This is a genomic window from Gemmatimonadaceae bacterium, assembly GCA_035606695.1.
Classification (GTDB): Bacteria; Gemmatimonadota; Gemmatimonadetes; order Gemmatimonadales; family Gemmatimonadaceae; genus JAQBQB01.
Genome location: DATNEW010000041.1, coordinates 138457 through 161069, shown reverse-complemented (window position 1 = coordinate 161069; position 22613 = coordinate 138457). Strand labels below are relative to the sequence as shown.

At 65.6% G+C, this 22613-nt stretch carries 23 protein-coding genes and 1 tRNA gene; 10 read left to right on the top strand and 14 right to left on the bottom strand.

What is annotated here, in order from left to right; genetic code table 11:
* Nucleotides 1-7: 7 nt before the first annotated feature.
* Nucleotides 8-229, bottom strand: a complete 222-nt coding sequence (rpsR, locus tag VN706_22510) for a 30S ribosomal protein S18 (protein ID HXT18417.1) — start codon at nucleotides 227-229, stop codon at nucleotides 8-10.
* 5 nt (nucleotides 230-234) lie between these two features.
* Nucleotides 235-603, bottom strand: coding sequence for a 30S ribosomal protein S6 (gene rpsF, locus VN706_22505; GenBank protein HXT18416.1), 369 nt, complete (start codon nucleotides 601-603; stop codon nucleotides 235-237).
* A 222-nt stretch (nucleotides 604-825) separates the two neighbouring features.
* Between rpsF and VN706_22500 the strand changes: the two genes are divergently transcribed.
* Complete coding sequence (locus VN706_22500; GenBank protein HXT18415.1) at nucleotides 826-1221, top strand: hypothetical protein; 396 nt, start codon at nucleotides 826-828, stop codon at nucleotides 1219-1221.
* Here VN706_22500 and VN706_22495 read toward each other — a convergent pair.
* Nucleotides 1211-2230 carry a hypothetical protein gene (locus VN706_22495; GenBank protein HXT18414.1) on the bottom strand — a complete coding sequence of 340 codons (1020 nt, stop codon included), beginning with the start codon at nucleotides 2228-2230 and terminating at the stop codon, nucleotides 1211-1213. The genes VN706_22500 and VN706_22495 overlap by 11 nt on opposite strands.
* Nucleotides 2231-2430: 200 nt before the next feature.
* Here VN706_22495 and VN706_22490 point away from each other — a divergent pair, with 200 nt between their 5' ends.
* A complete protein-coding gene (locus tag VN706_22490; GenBank protein HXT18413.1) occupies nucleotides 2431-3090 on the top strand; it encodes a hypothetical protein in 660 nt (219 codons plus the stop codon).
* 105 nt (nucleotides 3091-3195) lie between these two features.
* Nucleotides 3196-3810, top strand: a complete 615-nt coding sequence (locus VN706_22485; protein ID HXT18412.1) for a hypothetical protein — start codon at nucleotides 3196-3198, stop codon at nucleotides 3808-3810.
* Between the two features lie 9 nt (nucleotides 3811-3819).
* Here VN706_22485 and VN706_22480 read toward each other — a convergent pair whose 3' ends face one another.
* Complete coding sequence (locus VN706_22480) at nucleotides 3820-5547, bottom strand: chloride channel protein (protein ID HXT18411.1); 1728 nt, start codon at nucleotides 5545-5547, stop codon at nucleotides 3820-3822.
* Between the two features lie 120 nt (nucleotides 5548-5667).
* On the opposite strand from VN706_22480, the gene VN706_22475 reads away from it, so the two are divergent.
* The gene (locus VN706_22475) at nucleotides 5668-6687 is read left to right on the top strand and encodes a hypothetical protein (protein ID HXT18410.1); all 1020 of its coding nucleotides are present in this window, start codon (nucleotides 5668-5670) and stop codon (nucleotides 6685-6687) included.
* A 20-nt stretch (nucleotides 6688-6707) separates the two neighbouring features.
* Here VN706_22475 and ychF read toward each other — a convergent pair whose 3' ends face one another.
* The 9 genes from ychF to VN706_22430 all read right to left on the bottom strand — a co-directional run bounded on the left by ychF (nucleotide 6708) and on the right by VN706_22430 (nucleotide 14916).
* On the bottom strand, nucleotides 6708-7808 hold the full coding sequence (gene ychF / locus VN706_22470) for a redox-regulated ATPase YchF (protein ID HXT18409.1): 1101 nt from the start codon (nucleotides 7806-7808) through the stop codon (nucleotides 6708-6710).
* 24 nt (nucleotides 7809-7832) lie between these two features.
* On the bottom strand, nucleotides 7833-8408 hold the full coding sequence (gene pth, locus VN706_22465) for an aminoacyl-tRNA hydrolase (protein HXT18408.1): 576 nt from the start codon (nucleotides 8406-8408) through the stop codon (nucleotides 7833-7835).
* Between the two features lie 101 nt (nucleotides 8409-8509).
* The gene (locus VN706_22460) at nucleotides 8510-9169 is read right to left on the bottom strand and encodes a 50S ribosomal protein L25/general stress protein Ctc (GenBank protein HXT18407.1); all 660 of its coding nucleotides are present in this window, start codon (nucleotides 9167-9169) and stop codon (nucleotides 8510-8512) included.
* Nucleotides 9170-9358: 189 nt separating this feature from the next.
* Entirely contained in the window at nucleotides 9359-10312 is a 954-nt protein-coding gene (locus VN706_22455; protein ID HXT18406.1) for a ribose-phosphate pyrophosphokinase, read from the bottom strand.
* Nucleotides 10313-10444: 132 nt separating this feature from the next.
* A tRNA-Gln gene (locus tag VN706_22450) sits at nucleotides 10445-10515 on the bottom strand.
* A gap of 37 nt (nucleotides 10516-10552) precedes the next feature.
* Nucleotides 10553-11437: a 4-(cytidine 5'-diphospho)-2-C-methyl-D-erythritol kinase gene (ispE, locus tag VN706_22445; GenBank protein ID HXT18405.1), complete on the bottom strand. Its 885-nt coding sequence runs from the start codon at nucleotides 11435-11437 to the stop codon at nucleotides 10553-10555.
* The gene (locus VN706_22440) at nucleotides 11434-12447 is read right to left on the bottom strand and encodes a lysylphosphatidylglycerol synthase transmembrane domain-containing protein (protein ID HXT18404.1); all 1014 of its coding nucleotides are present in this window, start codon (nucleotides 12445-12447) and stop codon (nucleotides 11434-11436) included. Before VN706_22440 ends, ispE begins: the two co-directional genes overlap by 4 nt.
* A 6-nt stretch (nucleotides 12448-12453) precedes the next feature.
* A complete protein-coding gene (locus VN706_22435) occupies nucleotides 12454-14133 on the bottom strand; it encodes an Hpt domain-containing protein (GenBank protein ID HXT18403.1) in 1680 nt (559 codons plus the stop codon).
* Between the two features lie 45 nt (nucleotides 14134-14178).
* The gene (locus tag VN706_22430; protein HXT18402.1) at nucleotides 14179-14916 is read right to left on the bottom strand and encodes a pyridoxine 5'-phosphate synthase; all 738 of its coding nucleotides are present in this window, start codon (nucleotides 14914-14916) and stop codon (nucleotides 14179-14181) included.
* A 38-nt stretch (nucleotides 14917-14954) separates the two neighbouring features.
* Here VN706_22430 and VN706_22425 point away from each other — a divergent pair, with 38 nt between their 5' ends.
* Nucleotides 14955-15404 carry a hypothetical protein gene (locus VN706_22425; protein ID HXT18401.1) on the top strand — a complete coding sequence of 150 codons (450 nt, stop codon included), beginning with the start codon at nucleotides 14955-14957 and terminating at the stop codon, nucleotides 15402-15404.
* Between the two features lie 54 nt (nucleotides 15405-15458).
* Here the strand turns inward: VN706_22425 and mce are convergent, their stop codons facing one another.
* Nucleotides 15459-15896, bottom strand: a complete 438-nt coding sequence (gene mce / locus VN706_22420) for a methylmalonyl-CoA epimerase (protein HXT18400.1) — start codon at nucleotides 15894-15896, stop codon at nucleotides 15459-15461.
* Nucleotides 15897-16048: 152 nt separating this feature from the next.
* On the opposite strand from mce, the gene trxA reads away from it, so the two are divergent.
* The 5 genes from trxA to VN706_22395 all read left to right on the top strand — a co-directional run bounded on the left by trxA (nucleotide 16049) and on the right by VN706_22395 (nucleotide 22603).
* Nucleotides 16049-16375: a thioredoxin gene (gene trxA / locus VN706_22415; protein ID HXT18399.1), complete on the top strand. Its 327-nt coding sequence runs from the start codon at nucleotides 16049-16051 to the stop codon at nucleotides 16373-16375.
* 156 nt (nucleotides 16376-16531) lie between these two features.
* Nucleotides 16532-17506: a hypothetical protein gene (locus tag VN706_22410; protein HXT18398.1), complete on the top strand. Its 975-nt coding sequence runs from the start codon at nucleotides 16532-16534 to the stop codon at nucleotides 17504-17506.
* The gene (gene rsmI / locus VN706_22405; protein HXT18397.1) at nucleotides 17506-18411 is read left to right on the top strand and encodes a 16S rRNA (cytidine(1402)-2'-O)-methyltransferase; all 906 of its coding nucleotides are present in this window, start codon (nucleotides 17506-17508) and stop codon (nucleotides 18409-18411) included. The genes VN706_22410 and rsmI overlap by 1 nt, the downstream gene beginning before the upstream one ends.
* On the top strand, nucleotides 18408-19109 hold the full coding sequence (locus VN706_22400) for a DUF4159 domain-containing protein (protein HXT18396.1): 702 nt from the start codon (nucleotides 18408-18410) through the stop codon (nucleotides 19107-19109). The genes rsmI and VN706_22400 overlap by 4 nt, the downstream gene beginning before the upstream one ends.
* Complete coding sequence (locus VN706_22395) at nucleotides 19106-22603, top strand: hypothetical protein (GenBank protein ID HXT18395.1); 3498 nt, start codon at nucleotides 19106-19108, stop codon at nucleotides 22601-22603. The genes VN706_22400 and VN706_22395 overlap by 4 nt, the downstream gene beginning before the upstream one ends.
* The last annotated feature ends 10 nt before the right edge of the window (nucleotides 22604-22613 follow it).

Below are 22613 nucleotides of genomic sequence, written 5' to 3'. Positions count from 1 at the left end.
ACCGGAACTACGCCTGCATTCCGCGGATGTAGGGAATGATCGCGAGATAGCGGGCACGCTTAATCGCCGTCGACAACTGGCGCTGATGACGCGAGCAGGTGCCGCTCAGGCGGCTCGGCAATATTTTGCCGTGATCGGTGATGAAGCGGCCGAGCGTGCGATCATCCTTGTAGTCGATGAAACGGACGCGGGTCTCGCAAAACGGGCAGGTCTTCTGTGGTCTGCGCATGGTGTTTATTCCTCGTCCTCGTCGTCATCCTGCTCGCGACGACGGTTGGCCAGGGCGAGCTCTTCTTCCGACATCGGCGGAGCGCCGAGCTCGTGCTCGTAGAGCGTGATGAGATGGCGAATGATGCTGTCGTCGAGCTTGATCGCGCGCTCGTACTCGGGCAGCGTCGCGGCATCGGCCGTGAACTTGGCGATGGCGTAGTAGCCGTTCTCGCGGCGTCCGATCGCGTAGGCGAGCTGGCGGCGGCCCCAATGATTCACTTCCAGGTCGCCTGGGTTGCCGAGCAGGCCATGCAGGCGGCTCAGCTTGTCGGTGATGGCCGTATCCTCGAGCGTCGAGTCGAAGACATAGACGGCCTCATATTGACGCGTCATGCGTTGGCAATCCTCCCTTTGGTCGTGTCCGCCTCTCGTTGGTTGCCGGAGCGAGAGGAGGGTGAATGTGTCCTTCGTGTGTTTTGAACAGCCTTTAATCATAGCCGCCGCAACAGATTAACTCAAGCTGGGCGCTAGTCTTGGCATCGCATCTGCTTTTACTCCTGGGACGAAGGGCGTACTCGAAATTCGAACCGGTCTCTGGGGTGGAGGAAGGGCTATATGCGAGGCAAACAACTGGTGGCGGGCGCACTCTCGATCTTGTCGGCGACGGCGGTCTTGAGCACCGCCGCGTGTTCACACAACCCGTACGAAATGGGCGGTCAGGTCGTTCCGGCGAACGCGATCGTCGTGCACGTCACCAATCAGAACTTCCTGGACATGGACGTCTACGCCGTGTCGTCCGGGCTCGCGACGCGCATCGGCACCGTAACGGGCAGTTCGTCGCGGGACTTCGTCGTCGACGCGTCGATGGCGAATCAGGACTTCCGCATCGTCGCGTCGCCGATCGGCGGCAACGGACGCGCCTCCACGGGCAACATCGCGGTGAGCGCCGGACAGACGGTCGACTTCACGATCGGATCGGTCTTGCGCAACAGCACCGTCTTCATTCGTTAGGCGGACTGCCGTGGGTCACCGCCGCGCCATCCAGCGCGGCGGTTCGCCGCGCCATCCAGCGCGGCGGTTCGCCGCCGGCGACGAGCGTCCGGATGACGCCGAGCGTCATGGCACGGTCCGTCGCCCGCCCCAACGGGTCGATCACGTTGTGCGGCAGGCGCAGCGAATCAGGAAACTCATATACTGAAACTGGAATGCCACGCCGGTGCCACGTGCGCGCGAGATCGAGCACGGGCGGCGTCTTGACGGTCCCGTCGTGCGCGTTTATCAGGAACAGCACCTCGGCCCGCGGCGGCGCGTGACGCTCGGCGTCGCCGCGCACGGCCATCCCGAGCCGAAGCACCGCGGCCAGTCCGTGAGTCGCGAATCCCGGGTCGCGATCCGGGCGCCCGCTGTCAGGCGCCGCGCGCCGTGATACGTTCGGCACGTGCGCACCGAGATTGACCAGCGGCCGCTCGAGCATCGAGGGAACGTGCGCGACCTCGAAGGGCGGCGCGATCACGACGGCCCGCTTCACCTCCGCGCGGTGCTCGGCGCTCCACGCCGCCATCGTCCCGCCCGCGCTCAAGCCGGCGACGACCACGGTATCGCCCAGCCCCGACGCGATGTCGATCGACTCATCCGCGACGCGGCACAACTCGCTCGCCGTGAGTCGCGCCAGCTCGCGCACACTCTTGCCACGCTCGGCGTGATGGGGGAGCCGCGGCACGAGCACGTTGTCGCCCGCGGCGTAGAGTGAATCGGCGAGATCGGCGAATTGGCGCGGTGAATCCGTGAAGCCGTGAAACAGCACCACGGCGCGCGCGGTACGCTGACCGTGCGAGCGGAGAATCGTCGCGCCGCCGTCCGCGACGACATTCTCGTCTGCCGCGATCCAACGAAGCGCGCGTTGCGATGCATCGGCGAATCCGTGTGCGGGATTGGGATGCGACGCAACGTCGCCGGTGCGAGCGGGAACTACCGCGGCGAAGCCCAGGGCGAGCATCGCTCCGCGCCAGACGGTCGACAACGCTGGAAGAGGGACGAACACGGGACGTGAGGTGCGAAGGGAAGTGCACCAGCGACCGCGGCGGCGATGCCGAGTCTGCTGATCATACGCGTCTCGCGGGAGAATGATTCATCAGGAGCCAATCAAGTTTTCTGAACGGGATCCCAAGCGTTGCAGACACGCGCAAGGCGTCGACACTCTTTGCGTAACAGAGAGCTCGAATGCTCGTCTACTGCATCATGCCTCGCCGCCTCGATTCCCCTCGCTTGCATCTCCCGCATCGTCCTCATCGTCGCGGATTCGCGTACTTCTGGGCGATCGTCACCGTCGCCGTTGCCGCGGCGCTTGCCGCGACGGCGGCGCCTCAGCTCGCGCGCATCAATGACATCGATCGCGTGACGAAGTCGATTTCTACGCTGCGGACGGTGGGCACGGCGATCATCGCGTTCCGTACCGCAATCCACAGCACCACCAACACCGGCACCAACAATTTTCCAGGCGAAATCTCGGAGCTTGCTACGCCTGTCCGCCCAACGATCGACAAGAACAGTTGTTGGAGCGGAACGGCGGGCAACATGACCGCGCACGATTCGACGGATTGGACGACGAACGGCCCTTTCCTGAAGTTCATGGTCAGTCCTGGACACGGCCTCTGGACACCGATCGGTCTGCTGCGCGATTCGATCCCGTCGCGCGTGGCGAACGGGGCGATGTTCATCGAGATGCCTGGCGTGGAGCGCAGCGACGCGGCGTTGTTCAAGGCGCTCGTGGATTCCAACGCGACCACGGCCGGAGATACGGTGACTGTCACGGCCGGTTCAGGCGACACGGTGACCATTCGGATGCGGCTGTTCCTAGCGGGGCAGTTCAACAACTGTTGATTCAGTCCCAGCGTACATAAGCACGCAAAAACAAATGAAATACTTGCGGAACCATAGGATAGGGACCAATGTATATAGGTTCTACTCCCATCCTTCGGCCCGCGCATGTACTCTCCCTCCCGTCTGCGCCAGGGTTACGCCTATCTCTGGGCGATCTTCACCCTCGGCGTCATCGCAGTGCTGGCTGCTGCGGCTGCTCCCTCCCTGCAGCAAGTCAACGACGTCAGCCGTGTCAACTCCGCGGCTGAAACACTCACGCAGCTCGGCCTCGGGGTTGATTCGTTCAATCTCTACGTCAAGCGTGGCGGCGCGTCGTTTACGACGCCGGCGCTGCTATCGGACCTGACGACGACTGTCGGCATCGCTCCGGCCGGATGCACGACGCAGAGCTACAACCAGACGGCAATCACCGCCTGGGCAACGCACGCTCCATTTACGCCGTTCGTGGTTCCTGCGGGCGGTTTGTGGACGCCGATCGGCCGCGTGAACGACGCCCCTTCGCGGACCGCCGCCACCGAGGCGGTGACCCGCACCTCGACGAGCGATCCGTACTTCATCCAGATCCCGTCCGTCGATGTGTCGCTCGCGCGAATGCTCGATCTGGCGATCGACGCCACGCCCAGCTCGACGACCGGCGCGCTTCAATACACGGCCACGGCGGCGGACAGCACTGTCCTGGTCAGTTATCTCGTGACGCTCGCACACTCGCCGGCCTGCTGATCGCGCCGACTACACCGAGGTGGCAAGGCTGCGCTCGTACACGAGCAGCACGTCGTGACGGCTGAGTAGTCCCGCGAACTCGGCGCCGTCGGTCGCAGCTGACGTCACCGGAAGAGCATCGACGCCGCGTGCATTCATCACCGCGAGCGCCTGCCGCAGGGAATTGTGCGGCAACACCGGCTCCGTCCACTCGGCGAGATCCGCCGCGAGCACTACGGCGCCCAACGTATCGCGCGCGACGATGGCGTCACGGAGCCGATGGTGGGTGATCAAGCCCACATACCTGCGGCTCGCGTCGACCACGGGCAGCACGCCGTGTCGCGTCGCCGCGGCAGCGGTCACCAGTTCGTCGATCGACGCGCCTTCGGGCACGGCGCCGACGTCATGATCGATCGCGTCGGCGACGTGCGTCCGATCCATGATCGACTGATCCACACCGTGCGCGACGTGTTCGCCTCGCGCGGCGAGCCATCCGTCATACAGCCCGTGCGGCGCAAAGCGTCGCGCCGACGTGAAGGCGATGACGCCGACGATCATCAACGGCACCACGTACGTGTAATCGTCCGTCATCTCGAATACGATGAACATTGCGGTCAGTGGCGCGCGCGTCGCTCCGGCCACCATGCCGCCCATGCCGACGAAGGCCCACGCACGTGCTCTGATCAGCGATGGTACGAGCTGGTTGCCGAGCACACCGAGTCCGCCGCCGAGCGCGGCGCCGATGAACAGGGTCGGTGTGAACACTCCACCCGAGCCGCCGAAGCCGAGCGTGACGACGGTCGCGACAATCTTGGCGAGGGCGATCGCGAGCAGCGTGTACCACGCCAGTCCCCCGAAGATCGGCTCCGGAATGGCGAGGTGCCCATTGCCTGCGAGCAACGTACCCGAGAGCAATACGATCGCGCCGACGACGGCGCCCGCGACGATCGGCCACAACCAGCGTGGCCGAGGGGCGCGACCGCCGATCGAGCTCGCGAGCAGATACGCGCGCGAGTAGAACGCCGACGCCAGCCCGCAGGCGATGCCAAGCACGGGATAGAGCAGCACTTCGGCGGGATGCGTGCTCCCCGGCACCCGCGCGTTGAAGATTGGATGCCCGCCCAGGAACGGACGCACGGTGAGTGAGCCAACCACGCTTGCGATCACCACGGGACTGAACGCGCCAACCGAGAACGAGCCAAGCACTTCCTCGAGCGCGAAGAAGGCGCCGGCGAACGGCGCGTTGAACGCGGCCGCGATGCCCGCGGCGGCGCCGCATCCGACGAGGATCTTCGTGTGGCGGGCCTGAAAGCGAAGGCGTCGTGCGATCGTCGAGCCGAGTCCCGCGCCGAGCACCGCGACCGGTCCCTCGCTGCCGGCGGATCCTCCCGAGCCGAGCGTCAGCGCGGACGCAATCGTGCGCACGACGACGGGTCTCGTGCGAATGACGCCGTCGCGCTTCGCGATCGCCAACTGCACATCCGGAACGTTTTGTCCGTCGGGAATGCGCGTTCGGCGCACGACGAACCACGCGGACCACAAGCCGACGCCTGTCAGCAGCGGGCGATAGAACGCCTGCGCCACACGCGGCAGGCGCACTTCGGTGAAGCGAATGAAGACGAAGTGCGCCAGGTCGATGAGACCGTAGAATCCAACGACGGAAAGGCCGCCGGCAACGCCAATGAGGGCGCCAAACACCATGAGTGTGGCACCCTCGTCCCAATCGCGTTGCTGAAGCCAGTCAAGAAACCGTTGCACGACCAATGAATTCTAGCGGCAAACGGTTGCGTAAGCTGGTGCACGGAAATCATGTTAGCGGCTGCGACGTCGCATCACAGACGCAATAGCGGAAACCAGTAGTCGGCGCAGGCGTAGATCATGGGTATTTCCCGGTACGACATTCTCGAGCGAGACAAGATTCCGAGCGGGTTGCTGAAGGGAAAGGTCATCAGCAACGTGTTCATTCCGGTGATTCCAGCCCGGAAATTCGTCGCGGCCACGGCGTTTCCGACGTCGGACCTGGCGTACTTCAAGAAGTGGTGCGACACGGAGCGGCCGGTGGAGTTTCCAAAGCGCCGCAAGCTGCCGGCGTGGGTATACACGTACGTGGCGGGCTTGCTCGCGGACAAGAGATATCAGGCCGCCGCGATGGACTTGTGGTACATGTCCGACGACAAGATCTACCTGGCCATCGATTCTCCCGTGCACTGGAAGGCGTCGCGCTTCGGGCCGGGCGAGCGCGGCCAGAACGCGCAGGCGAGCTTCGACAACATCAACATGTACGGCAAGACGTCGGTCTCCGGAGCGTATCGCGAACGGCACTACGTGCTCACGGTGACACTGTTCGGCTCCGTCGAGGCCGCACAGGCGTTCTGCAACACGTATTACGGCGGTAACGCCGGCATGAAGCAGATTCGCGGCAAGGATGCGGCGGCCATCAAGCCGCAGACGAACGCGTACACGACGCAAACGCAGATGCGAAATCCGGAGAAGTGGTTCAGCGCCGTGGTGAACCACATCGTGCCGCAGGAGTTCGTGGACGCGCTCGACGAAAACGCCAAGAACCTCGTGTTTCCGCGCGGCACCTTCGCCAAGTTGTTCGACCGCCCGAACAAGGCGTACAAGGTGCAGCTCACCGACGAGCAGCGAGAGATCATTTTCCGCGAGCTCGTGAACTACGATCCCAGCGCGTCGGACGACGTGTTGCTGGCGGAGCACAACCGCATCTCGGACCACACGGCGATCGATGCGGATGCGCATTGGGTCATGCCGGTGAAGTCGAAGTGCGACCTGGGCATTCAGATTCGCGTGCCCAAACCGACGATGCCGGCGATCCACACGCCGCCGCCGAGCAATCGGAACGGCAACGACTCGATTACGCTGCCGTCGCTGACGTAGACGTCGAGTTACACGCTGACTTAGACGTTGAACCGGAAGAGCATCACGTCGCCGTCCTGGACGACGTACTCCTTGCCTTCCGATCGCACGACGCCTTTTTCGCGGGCAGCCTTCCAGCCACCGTTCGCGACGAAGTCGTCGTAGCTCACGGTCTCGGCGCGAATGAAGCCGCGCTCGAAGTCGGTGTGAATCACGCCGGCGGCAACGGGCGCGGTGTCGCCGCGGTGAATCGTCCACGCGCGAACTTCCTGCTCGCCCGCCGTGAAATACGTCTGCAGGCCGAGCAGGTGATAGCCGGCGCGAATGAGGCGGTCGAGTCCCGCCGATTCCAGCCCGAGCGACTCGAGAAACGCCTTGCGATCGTCCGCCGGCAGCTCGGCCAACTCGGCTTCGATCTTGGCGGAGAAGGGAACGACCTCGGCGATCTCGCCGCTCTTTGCCACGGTGTCGCGCAGCGTCTTGAGGTACTTGCCTTCTTTGCCCGACAGCTCGGCGTCGGTGACGTTGGCCGCGTAGAGAATCGGCTTGAGCGTGAGCAGCGAGAGCGGCTTTAGCGTTTCCTTATCGCCGGCCGAGAGGCCCGCGTGCCACAGGGGCTTGCCTTCGGCCAGCGAGGCATTCGCGCGCTCGAGCGCACCGAGCTCGGCGAGTGCTTCCTTGTCGCCGGTCTTCGAGGCGCGCTTCACGCGGTCGAGACGCTTCTCGACCACCGACAGGTCGGCGAGCGCGAGCTCGAACTCGATGACTTCGCGATCGCGCGCCGGATCGATGCCGCCCATGACGTGCAGCACGTCGTCGTCCTCGAAGGCGCGGACGACGTGGACGATCGCGTCGGTCTCGCGAATGTTGGCCAGGAACTGGTTTCCGAGCCCTTCGCCTTGCGATGCGCCCTTGACGAGTCCCGCGATGTCGACGAATTCGACGGCCGCCGGGACGGTGCGCTCCGGTTTCACGATGCCGGTGAGCACGTCGAGGCGCGGGTCGGGCACGTTGACGCGGCCGACGTTCGGATCCTTGGTCGCGAACGGATAGTTCGCGGCCAGGACATTGGCCGAGGTCAGCGCATTGAACAGCGTCGACTTGCCGACGTTGGGCAGTCCCACGATGCCGAGTCTGAGCATTTATAAAAGACTAATGAGTATTTACTAATGACCGGGAAATCGGTTCATCACCGGCGTGATACCGTCCTTCGCCCACACCTCCAGCGCCTCGGTCAGCTCGGGCAGGAGATTCCGCACCACCTCGGCGTCGTGCTTGCCGAAGTCGCCGAGCACGTAGTCACTGAGAATGGCGCCGCGCTCACGGCCTTCCTCGGGCCCCACGCCAATGCGCAGGCGCGAGTAATCCTGCGTTTCGAGATGATGTTCGATGCTTTTGAGGCCGTTGTGCCCGCCGGCGCTTCCTTTCGCGCGAAAGCGAAAGCGTCCGATCGGGAGCTGCACTTCGTCGACGACGACGATCAGATCGGTCGCCGCCGACCAGAACGGCCGCCGCGCATAGGGGCGCAGCGCCTGCCCGCTCAGATTCATGTAGGTCTGCGGCTTCACCAGCCGCACCTTCACGTTCCCGAGCGTGCCGTTCGCGACGCGCGCTTCGCCGTCCTTCTTCCATCCGTCGAAACGCCAAACGTCGGCGAGGTGGTCGACCACCCACCAGCCGACGTTGTGTCGCGTGCGCTCGTATTCCTTGCCCGGATTGCCCAGGCCGACGATGACTTTCATTGGCGATGGGCGTTCGGCGCTGGGCGTTGGGCGAGTGAAGAGCGCGGACAGAAGCGCTCGAAATCGCGTGGCGATCATCGCCCAGCGCCCGGCACCGAGCGCTACTTCGCTTCTTCCTCGCCCTCAGCCTTGGGCTTGCGAATGAGCTCCGGCTCGGGCACGGCGGCGCCCTCGACGCCTTCCGCCGCGACGGCGGCGACTTCCGCCTTCGGCGCGGTGCAGACGCAGACCGTCGCGCCCGGATCGTCGAGCACCGTGACGCCTTCGGGCAGCTTCAACTCGCGAATGTGGATGCTGTGACCGATCGTCAGCGGCGTGACGTCTACGTCCACGTGGTCGGGGATGCTCGCCGGATCCAGGCGCAGGTGCACCTGGTGCATGACTTCCTCGAGAATGCCGCCCAAGTTGCGCACGCCGTCGGCGGTGCCGGTGAAGCGGAGCGGAATGCTGACGGTGATCTTCTCACCGGCCACGAGCTCCTGGAAGTCGACGTGGACGATGCTGCGCTTGGTCGGGTGGCGCTGGATCTCGCGGATCAGCGTGCGGGCCGTGCGGCCGTCGACGCCGAGCTCGATCACGGTGCTGCCGGCCGACACGGTGCTCAAGAGCTTTTCGATCTCGCGGGTGTTGATGGCGAGGGACTGCGGCGCGCGGCCGTGGCCGTAGATGACGGCGGGAACCTGGCCGGCGACGCGGAGCTTGCGTGCGACGCCCGTGCCGGTCTCGGTGCGCACCTGAGCGCTCAGGGAAACAGTTGCCATGACGTGAATACCAATGCTTGAATTACAGATCTTCGCAGCCCGCTCGCGTCGTCCGTGTCAACTCTCGGGAGGCTGCGTCCTCCCTACCATTTCCGGAACGGGCGAGGTCGTACACGATCGACCACAACAGCAGATCCTCGCCTGCGCGAGGATGACCATCACTCCTCCTCGCCTGCGCGAGGCGGACAATTAATCGAACAACGAGCTCACCGACTGCTCGGCGTGCGTGAAGCGAATGGCCTTCGACAACAGTTCGGCGACCGACAGCATGTACAGCGACTTGGGCCGCCGCTCCTCGGGGATCGCCACGGTGTCCGTCACCGCGAGCTCCTTGATCGGCGCATCGTCCAGCCGCTGCCGTGCCGGCCCGGACAACAGCGCATGCGTCGCGCACACGTAGATGTCCTTCGCGCCCAACTTCACGAGCGCGCGGGCCGCTTCCGTCACCGTGCCGGCGGTGTCGATCATGTCGTCGACGAGAATACAATCGTGTCCCTCGACTTCACCGACGACGTTCACGACCTCCGATACGTTCGGCTTGGGGCGCCGCTTGTCGATGATCGCCAGTGCGGCGTTCAGTCGCTTCGCGAATCCCCGTGCCATCTTCGCCGAGCCGACGTCGGGTGCGACGACGACCGGGTCGTTCAATCCCATCTTGCGGTAGTGCGTGGTGAACACCGGCATCGCGTACAGGTGATCGACCGGAACGTCGAAGAAGCCCTGCAACTGATGCTGGTGAAAGTCGATCCCGAGCACGCGATCGACTCCCGCTGCCTGAATCATGTTCGCCATCAGCTTGGCGCCGATGGGAACACGAGGTTGATCCTTTCGATCCTGCCGTCCGTATCCGTAGTACGGCATGACACACGTGATGCGCGCCGCCGAGGCCCGCCGCGCCGCGTCGATCAGGAGCAACAGCTCCATGATGTTCTCGGCGGGTGGATTCGTGGGCTGCATGATGAAGACATCATTGCCGCGCACGTTCTCGTCGATGCGAACCGAGATCTCCCCGTCGGCGAACCGGCCGAGGTTGACCTTGCACAGCTCGATACCGAGGTGCCCGGCGATCCCCTCCGCGAGGGGCCGATTGGCGGTGCCGGCCAACAGCTTGAGGCCGTGACTCGGTACTGCTAAGCCGTCCATGCGGAGCCCATTAAGCTAAATAAAGGGAAAGAGTTACGGTAGGGCATTGCGCTGGGCGCTGGGCGTTGGGCGTGGTTCGGAGCGCCGTGCAACGCCCATCGCTCAACGCCCAGCGCCCAGCGCAATGCGCGATTGCCCCCGGTGGATTCGAACCACCATTCTCGGATCCAAAGTCCGATGTCCTGCCATTGGACGAGGGGGCAGTACGCGGCGGTCGCGCTGCTGCCGCGAGCCGGAAAGCTATTCGTCCCGCTGCACTCTTACAACTCGATTCGCCGTTCGCGTGACGATTGGCGTGCGCCCCGTGCTTCGCGCGATGGCAGCGGCATCCGGGGCTTCGCCGAAGATGCCGAACACCGTCGAACCAGAGCCGCTCATCATCGAGACGACGGCGTCGAACGCCGCCAGCTCGTCGACCAGCTCGGAGATCACCGGATGCCGCGCCGCGACAACGCGCTCGAAGTCGTTCGACGCTACGGCCGCGATCGCTTCCCACGTCGCGATCGACTCCGGCGTCAGAACGCGCGCCTCCGGTTCGTAGCGCCCGCGATCCGCCGAGAGCCAGCCGTAGGCCTCCGCCGTGGCGACCGCCACCTCCGGAATCAGGAGCACGATCGGACGCGATTCGAGCGGATGCACGGGGAATAGCCGTTCGCCGCGACCCCACGCGAGCGCCATCGCGCTCTCGATCGACAGGAATGGGACGTCGGCGCCGATCGACGACGCGACTTCGACGAGTTGCGGGCCGAGCGGGCGCGGCGATAGTGCGTCGAGCGCACGAAGCACGGCGCCGGCGTCCGCGCTTCCGCCGCCCAGCCCTCCGCCGACCGGAATCCGCTTGTCGATCTCGATGGCGAAGCCGTTCGGCCAGCCGGTCGCGTCGGCGTACGCCACCGCCGCGCGATACGCGAGGTTCTTCTCGACGGGCCCGAGACCCGAGGGCGGGATCACCGATCCGGCGCACTCGAGCGAGCGGCCGCTCGCGACGCGGACGCGCACGTCGTCGCCCCAGTCGAGGCGAAGAAACAGGGTTTCGATCGAGTGATAGCCGCTCGCTTCGCGCGCGATGACGTGAAGCAGCAGGTTGATCTTGGCTTGCGCGAGCACGCGCGCGCTCGCGGTCATTCCTGGCTCGCGGTGCCGATGTCGCGCATCGAAAAGCCCGCACGCGCGAAGTAGTACGCGCCGATCAGCGTAATCGGAATGAACGACGCGAAGTGATAGGCGAGCGCCCAGGTGGCGCCGAACGTCTTATCGATGCCGTAGGCGGACAGCGCCGCGGCGCCGGCCGCTTCGAAGATGCCGAAGAAACCCGGGGTCGGCGCGACCGCGACACCAACGACGATCACGCCTTGTACGAAGAGCGTCGCTTGCCACGGGACGCTGATGCCGAAGGCACGCATCGACAGCCAGAATGCCAGAGGCTGAAGCAGCCAGTGAGCGAGCGTCCACAAGAAAACCGCGACGAAATGCCGCGGATTGCGGAGCACGCTCACTCCCTCGGCAAAGCGCCGCAGCATTTCGCTGCCTTTCGTCTCGAGGGTGCGCGACACCGGGCGCGCGAACGCCTCGAACACGCGAATCAGGCGGTCGGGAAAGAAGACGAGCGCGTACAGGCAGACGAGCAACGCGAGCGGCGCCACGCTGAGCGTCCGCACGATCTGTGTGATGGAGAGCGTGGTACCGTAAAACGTGAGCGTGTCAGGCAGGCCTGGGCTCAACATGGCGACGCCGAACAGAAGGAGCACGACGATCGCGTCGAAGATGCGATCCACCGCCACCGAGGCGAGCGACATCGAAAACGGAATGCTCGGCACTTCACGCGTCAGCGCGAACGGACGAACGATCTCTCCGATTCGGCCCGGAATGATGTTCGTCATCATCTGGCCGATCATAATCGATCGCCAGAGCGGCCCAAACGGAACCTTGGGCGCGACGGGATCGAGGATCGTGCGCCAACGACGCGCGCGAAGCACGAACATCCCGATGGACGCAATAACGGAGAGCAGCAGCAGTCCGTAGTTCGCGTCGCGAGCCGCATGCGCCGCCTTCGACCACTCGAGCGAGTGGAACACGTAATACAGGCACGCTACGCTGATCGCGATGGCCAGCGCGCCCTTCCACCCGAATTTCACCGGGGATTACTCCGCGCGCGCCAGCTCGAGCAGGTCGAACAATTCATCGAGCGCCGTCTGATCGTTGGCGCTGCCGGGCTGGCGCAGCTGGTCGCGCAGCTCGATCGCGCGCTCGATCGCCGAGCGGCCGCGATACAGCAGGTTGGCGATCGGCACCAACTCTTCTTCCGGCAGCGGCGTCGGCTCGAGCATCGGCGTGTCGGCGAAGGATTCGAGGGTGGAGATCGTCTGGTCGAGGAGAGATGAAGACGACGCTGCGGCTGTTATTGTCGGCGGCTGCGGCGCGAGAGGTGCCGCGATCGGCGGCGTCGCGACCCGTGGAGGTGCAGCGGGTGCAACGGGCGTAGCAGCCGCAACAGGTGCAGCAACCGCAGCAACCGCTGCAGGTGCCGAGGGAGCGTGCTCGCCGCTCAACGCTTCGCCAAACCCTTCGCCGATCGCGCTGCTCAAGTCTCGGCCGCCCGCGATCTCCTCGAGACGCGCCGTGAGCCGCTCGCCGTTCATGCCGGGCTCCGTGAGCAGCGACGCCAAGTCCTCGAGCGCCGCGAGCCCCAGAAAATCCACATGCTCGGTGGCGTCGATGTGGGTGCCGACGAATTCCGCGACCTCGCGCTCGCCGAAGCTGTCCGCGGCGGCCTGCAGCGCCGCGAGCGCACGCCGCAGATCGCGGCGCGCGCGCAGGGTCGACGACGTATCGCTTGCCCGGCGCGCGGCGTCGACGACCTGGCGCAAATGCTCGCCGAGACTCACCAGCTCCAGACGAAAGCGTTCGGCGGCCGACGTCGGCGGATGCGCCGACGCTTCGACCACGCCGGCACCGCCGTCGGCGTAGAAGAGCGTGGCAATCGGGACGACGCGCTCGCGATCACCGTCGCGTCCGTGCCACGACTCGAGTGCGGCCGAAAAAGCCTCGCGCGCCGAGCTCGGTGCGTTCACGTCGCCGTTGCCACGCAGCGCGCCCGACAATGCCCGGAGATACGCGGCCGCCGCCTCGAGGAGCTGCCTCGATTCATTGCTCAACGGCTCGCGTCCGTTCTCGAGTCCGCGCGACGCATCTTCGGTCGCCTCGAGCACATCCGCGAGCGGTCCGATCTCCTTCACGCCAGCGACGCCGCGCAACGCGCGAACGCGTCGAAGCACATTGGCCGCGGTGTCCGCGTCGCCCGCGCGCGTCGTGAGCAACTCCAGACCCGCCGCGATGTTCGACGCTTCGGTGCCGAGAAATGCATGCGGCGGCGCGCCGGAGGTTCCATGTACGGCGCTCGCGGCCGAAGCCGCGGTGGCAGGCGTTCGCGACGGAGCGAGGCGCGAGAGCTCCTGGCTTCGTGAGCTCGCGCGCTCGTCTTCGTTCGGCGACCAATCACGCGCGGCGCGCAGCAGGATCTTGAGATCGTCGATCGCCGACGTCAGCGCGCCGCCGATCGCCGGGTTCCATTGCACCGCGCCGTCCTGAAGCGCGCGGCCGACTCGTTCGACGCTGCCGGCCAGCTCAGCGAAGCTTGGAATCTTGGCCATCGTCGCGGTGCCGCGGAGCGCACGGGCCACGCGTTGCAGCGCGTCGGAGTCGGGTCCGCCGGCGCCACGGCTGGCACCGAGCAACACGCCGTCGAGCTGCTCGACGTAGTCGCCCGCTTCGAGAATGAAGAACTCGAGAAAGCCGCCGCCACCGCCGGGTGCTGCGCTCATTCCAACTCCTCGTGCATGTGACGCTCGTGATCCTGCATGGCGAAGTTAGGAACCCGCGCGTGCATCGTCCATGGCGCGGCGCAGCTCTCGCACCGCCTGTTCGATCCCCACGAACACCGCTCGACCCACGACGGCGTGGCCGATGTTCAACTCTTCGATTTCCGGAATTGCCGCCACGGGCGCGATGTTGTCGATCGCGAGCCCGTGACCGGCATGGACCGCCAATCCAATCGACGCACCGTGACGCGCCGCGTCACGCAGCGCTTGCAGGGTTGCCGGATCGTTCGGCGCGTGCGCATAAGTTCCCGTATGCAGCTCGACGGCGGCCGCGCCGATCTCGCGCGACACGTCCAGCACCCGCGGCACGGGATCGATGAAGAGACTGGTCTTGATGCCGCCGTCGTTGAGCCGCGCGACCGCCTCCGCGATGTGCGTTCGATGCCCCGCGACGTGCAGACCACCCTCGGTCGTGACTTCCTGCCGCCGTTCGGGGACGAGCGTGACCTCGTGTGGTTTGAGCCGCAGCGCCAAGCCGATCAGCTCATCGGTCGCCGCCATCTCGAGATTGAACGTCAAACCGGCCATTGTGCCCAGCCGCTCGATGTCGTCGTCCTGAATGTGGCGGCGGTCTTCGCGCAGATGCGCGGTAATGCCGTCCGCGCCGCCCTTGAGGCAGAGCGACACCGCTTCGACCGGGTCCGGATACGCGCCGCGGCGCGCTTGTCGCAGCGTGGCGACGTGATCGATGTTGATGTACAGCCGTTGATGTTTCTGAAGTTTCATCGCGTGAGACCTGGCGCGTGCAACGTTTGGGAGATCGAGTGAAGAAACTAATCAGCAGTCTCGTGCTCATCGCCGCGTGTCACACGTCGACCGTGTCGTCGAACCCCGCGCCGGCGGCCGCCGCGTCGAACCTGCCCGGCGCCGTTGACGCGACGTCGGCGGTGCGCGCGTATCTCGAGTCCGTCGAACATCAGGACCTCCAGGCGATGGGCGCTGTGTGGGGCGGGCCCGACGGTCCGGCGCGCGACCTCCTGCCACGCGAGGAACTGTTCCAGCGCGAAGTCGTGATGATGTGCACCCTCAAACACGATCGCTACGACATCGTCGGCGAAGCGCCGAACCCGAGCGGCGGACATTCGATCGTCGTGAATCTGTTCTCGAAGGGCGACAATCGAGCGCGCACATTCGATGTGGTGCAGGGGCCCGGCGGCCGTTGGTTTGTGAAATCCGTCGATGTGAAAGTGCTGACGACCTGCGGAAAGGCCTGAGGCGCTCCGGGCGCCCCTCGCTCAATACTCGCTCACTACTCGCTCAATACTCGCTCAATACTCGGTCAGCTCGACCAGCACGCCACCCGTCGCTGCCGGATGGACGAAGGCGATCCGCTTGCCGTCAGCGCCGCGCCGCGGCGTCTCGTCGATCAAGCGCACGCCCGCGGCTTTGCATCGCGCAAGGGTGCCGTCGAGGTCGTCGACCGCGAAGCACACGTGATGGATTCCCGGGCCGCGCTTCGCGACGAACTTTCCAATCGGCGACTCGTCGGTCTCGGGCTCGAGCAGCTCGACGAGCGACGCACCCGCGGCGAGCCCGGCGATGCGCGCGCCGTCCGAATCGTCGAGCGGGACCCGGGGCATTCCCAAAATGTCGCGATAGAACGCAACTCCATCGGTCAGGCCGCGCACGGCAATGCCGATGTGCGCGATCGTGGTGCCGCGCGGTCCTGACGCGGCCGAACTGTTGGAATTGTGGGGCTTTTCCATGCGGTTAAGCTACTTACTTGGGAAAACGCCAGACATCGATTGCCGCACGAAATTTTTCCCGCGGCAGCGCGCAGATTCAACGGCTTTCAACCGCTTTCAACGGCTTTCAGCAGCATCAAAAGCATTCAACAGATTCGGTTAGGGGAGCACCTATGTCGAACATCATGGCTGTAACGGACGCGAACTTCGAGCAGGAAGTCGAGAAGGCCGACGGACTCACCATCGTCGACTTCTGGGCGACGTGGTGTGGCCCGTGCCGTATGGTCGCGCCGATCCTCGATCAGCTGGCGACCGACTACGAAGGCAAAGTGAAGATCACGAAGCTCGACGTCGACGCCAACATCAAGACCGGTTCGCGCTTCAACGTGCGCTCCATCCCGACGATGCTGTTCTTCAAGGGCGGCAAGGTCGTGGATCAGATCATCGGCGCGGTGCCGCGCGCCTCGATCGAAGCGAAGTTGCAGCAGCATTCCGCGTAGCGATGGACGATGGGCGTTGGGCGTTGGGCGTTGGGCGGAACGGCAAAGGGCGACGGAGAAAAATCCGTCGCCCTTTGAATTCCACGCCCATCGCCCATCCCCCATCGCCCATCGCGAAAGCTTCCGCGCGTCGGCGCCCATCGCCATCTTACGGCCGTGTCCTCCCTCGCCGGCCTTCGGTTCCCGCACAGCCGAGTCGTCCTGCCCCGCACGCGGCTCGCGTACATCCACCTGAGAAACCTGCTCACCGACGCCAAGCGCGACCGTGCGGCGCGGATCTCAGGGTATGTCGCGATCACGCTGCCCGAGGAGATGGTCATCCTCTACATGCTGAGCGGCGAAGTCGTGAACGCAACGGTTCGCGACGCCCGCGGACCACGGCCGGTACCGATCGCCGAAGCACTCGACCTGGTTCCGTCCGAGCCGGAGTACGGTGACATCTGCTTCCACGAAGCCGATGAAGAGCAGCTGAGCTGCATGTATGCCACGCACGCCGTCTCGATCGAGCCGTGGCCGGCGGGCATGTCGGCACAGGATCCGGCCGCGCTGTTTCCGTATCTCATGGCGACGACGTTCGACGGCGTCGTGGAGATCATCGCGAACGAGAACGTCAACTATCTCATCTTCCGCAACGGCAGCGTGGCGCGGGCGTTTCTCTCGTCCGCGCATCACGGAACGCTCATCGATCGCGTGAAGAAGTTGTTCGCGCGAGAAGGGCGTACGGGCGATCTGCGCGTCACGCGATGGGGCGTTCCAGTTCCGCTGCCGATTCAGGCCCCGCCCGCGCTCGTGCAGGCGTATCGTGATCTGACGACGACGCTCGTGCGCCGCCTCGTCGACAGTGGGCGCGACGGCGCTCCCGAAATCGCCGAGCAAACGCGCCAGCATCTCGTGACGTCGTACCCGGCGCTCGACGGCTTTTCCTTCGCGGGACGGCCGACCAAGGATCCGCTCGCCGATTCGGCAGGACTGACGACGGCGGTCGCGGCGTGGATTCGCGATGTGATGTGGGCGGCGGTGGATCAAGACGCGATGGCGCCTGAAGCGCTGCTCCGCGAAGTGACGTGGGAGCGGCGGCACATGTTCCAGAGCGCCGGCCTGTACGACGAGATTCCCTGGAAGGTCATCTGATGGCCGAAGCGCGCCCGGATGCATCGCCGGCCGGCGCGGGTACGCTGTTCGCGGGCACGTTGTTCATCGTGAGCACCCCCATCGGCAACATGGGGGATTTTTCTTTTCGCGCGGTCGAGACGCTGGCGTCGGTCAACGCGGTGCTCGCTGAAGACACGCGCCATTCTCGGCATTTGCTCGATCGCTACGAGATCGCGACGCCGCTCGTGTCGTATCACGAGCACAACGAAGCACGCATGACGCCGCAGATCGTCGCACGGTTGCGCGCCGGCGAATCGTTCGCGCTCATCACCGACGCCGGCACGCCGCTTCTGTCCGATCCTGGAGCGCGCCTCGTGCGAGCGGCGACGGAGTCGGGTCTCACCGTGACGCCGATTCCAGGCGCATCCGCGCTCCTCGCCGCGCTCGTGGCGTCGGGCATCGCGGCCGACCGATTCACGTTTTTCGGTTTCCTTACACGCTCGGGTGCGGAGCGCCGTGAGACGCTCGGCGAGATTACGAGGTTGGGGCACACCGCGGTGCTCTACGAATCACCGAATCGCCTCGGCGATACGCTCGCCGAGCTCGAGCGACTCGGCAATGGCGAGCGGCCCGCGGCGGTGGCCCGCGAAATGACGAAGCAATTCGAGGAGGTCCGGCGAGGAACGGTCGCCCAACTCCGTGCGTACTATCAGGAGACGACTCCGCGAGGCGAGATCGTTCTCGTCCTTGGCGGGGCGCCGGCGGTTGAAGCGAGCGAGACGGTGGTGCGCGAGCGGGTGTACTCGCTGCGCGCGTCGGGAATGAGCGCGCGCGATGCGGCAGCGGCAACCGCGGCCGAGCTGGGAGTGTCGAAAAAGGTGGCGTACCGCCTGGCGCGGGAATTCACGGCCGGGGCAGAGCACGAGGAGGGAGCAGGCGAATGATGGCCCTGAGTCGCATGGGTGCGCGTGTGCGTGCGGTGTTGGCGCTGGCGTTGCTGCCGCTCGTCGGCGCGCGCCCGGCGGTCCGGCTGCCGCCCGTGCTCACCATCGCGCGGCTGCAGTACGACGGCGGCGGCGATTGGTACGCCAATCCGTCGAGCCTTCCCAACCTGCTCGCCGCCATTCGTCAGCGCACGTCGCTGCAGGTGGACAAGACCGAAGCGCGCGTCACGTTGATGGACGACAAGCTGTGGGATTACCCGTTCATTCACGCGACGGGTCACGGCAACATCAAGTTCAGCGATGCGGAAGTCGTGCGCCTGCGCGAGTATCTCCAGCGCGGCGGTTTTCTGCACGTGGACGACAACTACGGCATCGACTCGAGCTTTCGGCGCGAGATCAAGCGCGTGTTTCCCGATCGTCCACTGGTCGACGTGCCGCTGTCGCATCCGATTTATCACATCGTGTACGACTTCCCGAAGGGGATTCCGAAGATCCACGAGCATGACGGCCTGCCGGCCCGCGGGTTCGGGATTTTCCTGGGCGACCGTCTCGCGGTGTACTACAGCTTCTCGAGCGACCTCGGCAACGGGTGGGAGGATCCCGAGGTCTATCACGATCCACCGGCGCTGCACGAAGCGGCGCTGCGGATGGGCGTGAACCTGTTCGTGTACGCGGTGACCAGCCGGCCGACGCCATGAGTATTCTTGAATTAGTAGATTCTGAACGCGCGCGGCTGCGGCGCATGCACGTCCTCGTCGGCCTGGCGCTGGCCGTCGGGGCGACGGCGCTCGTACTCGCGCTCGGCGCGTCGGTGCTCGGCGGCGCGCGCTGGATGTCGTTGCCGCGCTTGGTGCCGTTCCTGGTGTGGGTGCTGCTCATCGCCGCCGATGCGGCGGTGATCGTGTGGACGGCGCGGCAGCTCCAGCGCCGTACGACGCGGCAGAACGTCGCCGCCGCGATCGAGCGCGAGCAGTCGTTGCGCGCCGGCGCGCTGCGCGGCGCGCTCGAAGTGGCGGACAGCGGCACGTTGGGACGGCGTGCGGCCACGCGGCTGGGCGAACAGCTCGCGCCGGTGCGATCACGCCTGGCGCCGGGTGAGCAGCGTGGCGTGCGGCGCGGCTTCGTGCGCGCGTCGGGAGCGGCGACGGTCGCGGTGGCGGCGCTGGCGTTCGTCGTCCCGAATTTCAACGACGGCGTGCTGGCGATCATGCGTCCAGTGAGCGCGTGGGATGGGACGCTGCTCCCGCGCATCGCGTTCCAGAACTTGCCGCCCGCCGTGTTGCGTGGTGAGTCGGTTCGACTCCAAATCGCGGCGCCGCATCGCGGCAGCGTGACGCTGACGCAGCGCATTCCCGGCGAAGCGTGGGTGACGCAGTCCGTGGCGGTCGATCGCAACGGACTTGGCGTGGCCGAGGTTGGTCCACTGCGCGGCGACCTGACGATCGTCGCGAGTGACGGACGGTCGGGAAGCGACACCGCGGTCGTACGGGTTACGGACCGCCCGTTCGTTGGCGCGGTGCAGATGCGCGCAGTCTATCCGGCGTATCTCGGTCGCGCCGCCGAGGCGCTTGCCGTCGGCGATGCGGTGCGCGTACCACAGGGAACCGTCATCGACATCAGCGGTCGCGCATCGACCGCGCTGCGCGACGTTCGACTGGGCAACGGTAGCGACACGGTCGCGCTGCGCGTGAACGACCATTCGTTCGCCGGGCGCATGCAACCGACGAAGAGCGGGAAGTATGCGTGGCTCGCGACCGGCGCGTCGGGCCCGATCGCCGACGTGCCGCAACCGATCGACCTCGAGGTCGTGCCGGATTCGGCGCCGAAAGTCGAGCTGGTTTCTCCGGCGACCGACACGCTCGTCGCGGGCGACGATCGCATTCCGTTGCGCGCGACCGCCTCGGACGATCACGGCCTCGCGCGCGTGGAAATCATGAGCTGGAAGCAGGGAAGCACCGGTGGCCAGCAGACGGCGATCACTCAGCGCATCGCCGATGCGCTGACGAACGTGTGGGATGGCACGGCAATCCTCGATCTCGCGCCGCGCGCCCTCAAGCCAGGCGACGCCTTGCACGTCAAGATCGTCGCCGTCGACAACTCGCCCTGGGCGCAGCGCGGCGAGAGCCGCGAGCTGCTGCTCAAGATTCCCACGATGGAAGAGCGCCGCGCCATCGCGCGCGACGCGATGGATTCGGCCGTCAGTCAGGCGCGTTCGGCCGCCGCCGCGGAGAAGTCGCTCGAGCAGCGGACGAGCGATGCCGCGCGCGATCGCGCGCAGCGCAGCCCGAACGACATGCCGAGCAATGCGAGCGGTGCCGGCGATCAGAAAGGCAACATGAGCTACGACGCCGCCGAGAAGGCGAAAGCCGTGGCGAAGGATCAGCGCGCGCTGGCCGATCAGGTGAAGCAGCTGCAGCAAACCGCCAAAGCGCTCGAGGATCAGCTCAAGCAGGCGGGCGCTCTCGACAGCAGCCTGGCGCGCCAGCTCCAGGAAGCGCAGGCGCTCCTCCGCGACGCATTGTCGCCGGAATTGTTGGCGCAGATGCAGAAACTCGACAACGCGACGCAACAGCTTTCGCGCGACCAATCGCAGCAATCGCTCAAGGACCTGCAGGCGATGCAGGAGAAGCTTCGCGAGCAGCTCGAGAAGAGCGCGGAGATGCTCAAGCGTGCCGCGCTCGAAGGGTCGATGCAGACGCTCAAGGACGAAGCGAAGGACATCGCCGACCACGATCGCAAGCTCGCCGACTCGGCATCGGCGAAGCCGAGCGACGAGCAGAAGTCGGATGCGAAGAATCTCGCGGATCGGTCGCAACGCTTCTCCGACGAAGTGAAGAAGCTTCAGGATCGCCTGGAGAAGGACAAGGCCGATGCGGGGGCCTCGGGCGCGAAGGAAGCACAGAAGCACGCCGATGCCGCCGAGGAAGCGCTGCGCTCGAGCGGGAAGGATCCGAAGCAACAGCAAGCAGCCGGCAATCAGCAGCAGACCGGCAAGCCCCAGAATGCCAAGCCGCAGAGCGGACAGCAACAATCAGGGCAGCAGCAAAACGGTCAACAACAGAACGGCCAACAACAGAACGGCCAGCAACAAAGCGGTCAACAACAGAACGGCCAACAACAGAACGCGAAGGGACAGCAAAGCCAGCAAGGCCAGCAAGGCCAGCAAGGCCAGCAAGGCGTCGAACAAAACGCACGCGACGCTGCCTCCCAAATGGACCGCGCATCGCAAGCCATGAAGGATGCGCGCGAGTCACAAGTCAACGAATGGAAGTCCGAGCTCACTAACGCGCTCGATCAAGCCGTGCAGGAAATGCTTCAGATGGCACGGCAAGAGCAGCAGCTCGAGCAGAAGGCGCGCTCCGGCCAGGCGAAGCCCGAAGAGCTGCGCGGCGAACAGAGCGCGGTAAAGCAAGGACTCGACAACTCGGCGCAGAAGCTTCAGCAGGAAGGCCAGAAAACGTCGTTGCTATCCGGTCGCTCGCAACGCTCGGTGAGCGAAGCGCAACAGAAGGTGTCCGAGGCGATGCAATCCACCGCCGACTCGCGCAGTGGCCAGCAAGCCGCGAGCGCGATGAGCGACGCGGCCGACGCGTTGAATCGCGCCGCGGCGTCGCTTGCGCGCGATCGCGAAAAGGCCAACACCTCGAGCTCCGCGACCGGCTTCGCCGAGATGATGCAGCAATTGCAGGAGATGGCGAAGAAGCAGGGCTCGATCAACGCGCAGGCCCAGGGACTCATGCCCGGCATGGGCCAGCCGATGTCGTCGCAGATGCAAGCGACCGCGCGGGCGCTCGCCCGCGAACAGCGTCAGGTCTCGCAGCAACTCGATGAACTGGGTGAAGGCGTCGGCGGCGATCGCGCCGCGCAGCTCGCGAAGGAAGCAAAGCAGCTCGCCGAAGCGCTCGAGGGCGGCCGCCTCGACGCGACGACGATCGCGAGACAACAGCAGTTGTTCCGCCGCTTGCTCGATGCCGGCCGGTCGCTGCAGAAGGATGAACGCGACGACGACAAGAAGCGCGAGGCGACGTCCGCCAAGGGCGGCAATGAGCTCAAGCCCGACAACACGAACGCCAGCGGCCGCGCCGCCACGAAGTTCCGCGAGCCCACGTGGGACGAGCTGCGCGGTCTGAGCGCGGACGAGCGGCGCGCGATATTAGAGTACTTTAAGAAGATCAATGCTGGGACGCCGTAGGCGCTGGGCG

Coding starts and splice junctions, on each gene's coding strand:
- mce (HXT18400.1), bottom strand. CDS start 15,896: ATGGAAAAGCCCCACAATTCCAACAGTTCGGCCGCGTCAGGACCGCGC.
- pth (HXT18408.1), bottom strand. CDS start 8,408: ATGAAAGTCATCGTCGGCCTGGGCAATCCGGGCAAGGAATACGAGCGC.
- VN706_22395 (HXT18395.1), top strand. CDS start 19,106: ATGAGTATTCTTGAATTAGTAGATTCTGAACGCGCGCGGCTGCGGCGC.
- VN706_22460 (HXT18407.1), bottom strand. CDS start 9,169: ATGGCAACTGTTTCCCTGAGCGCTCAGGTGCGCACCGAGACCGGCACG.
- VN706_22490 (HXT18413.1), top strand. CDS start 2,431: ATGCTCGTCTACTGCATCATGCCTCGCCGCCTCGATTCCCCTCGCTTG.
- VN706_22435 (HXT18403.1), bottom strand. CDS start 14,133: ATGAGCGCAGCACCCGGCGGTGGCGGCGGCTTTCTCGAGTTCTTCATT.
- VN706_22430 (HXT18402.1), bottom strand. CDS start 14,916: ATGAAACTTCAGAAACATCAACGGCTGTACATCAACATCGATCACGTC.
- VN706_22500 (HXT18415.1), top strand. CDS start 826: ATGCGAGGCAAACAACTGGTGGCGGGCGCACTCTCGATCTTGTCGGCG.
- VN706_22485 (HXT18412.1), top strand. CDS start 3,196: ATGTACTCTCCCTCCCGTCTGCGCCAGGGTTACGCCTATCTCTGGGCG.
- ychF (HXT18409.1), bottom strand. CDS start 7,808: ATGCTCAGACTCGGCATCGTGGGACTGCCCAACGTCGGCAAGTCGACG.
- VN706_22475 (HXT18410.1), top strand. CDS start 5,668: ATGGGTATTTCCCGGTACGACATTCTCGAGCGAGACAAGATTCCGAGC.
- rsmI (HXT18397.1), top strand. CDS start 17,506: ATGGCCGAAGCGCGCCCGGATGCATCGCCGGCCGGCGCGGGTACGCTG.
- rpsR (HXT18417.1), bottom strand. CDS start 229: ATGCGCAGACCACAGAAGACCTGCCCGTTTTGCGAGACCCGCGTCCGT.
- VN706_22400 (HXT18396.1), top strand. CDS start 18,408: ATGATGGCCCTGAGTCGCATGGGTGCGCGTGTGCGTGCGGTGTTGGCG.
- ispE (HXT18405.1), bottom strand. CDS start 11,437: ATGACCGCGAGCGCGCGCGTGCTCGCGCAAGCCAAGATCAACCTGCTG.
- trxA (HXT18399.1), top strand. CDS start 16,049: ATGTCGAACATCATGGCTGTAACGGACGCGAACTTCGAGCAGGAAGTC.
- VN706_22455 (HXT18406.1), bottom strand. CDS start 10,312: ATGGACGGCTTAGCAGTACCGAGTCACGGCCTCAAGCTGTTGGCCGGC.
- rpsF (HXT18416.1), bottom strand. CDS start 603: ATGACGCGTCAATATGAGGCCGTCTATGTCTTCGACTCGACGCTCGAG.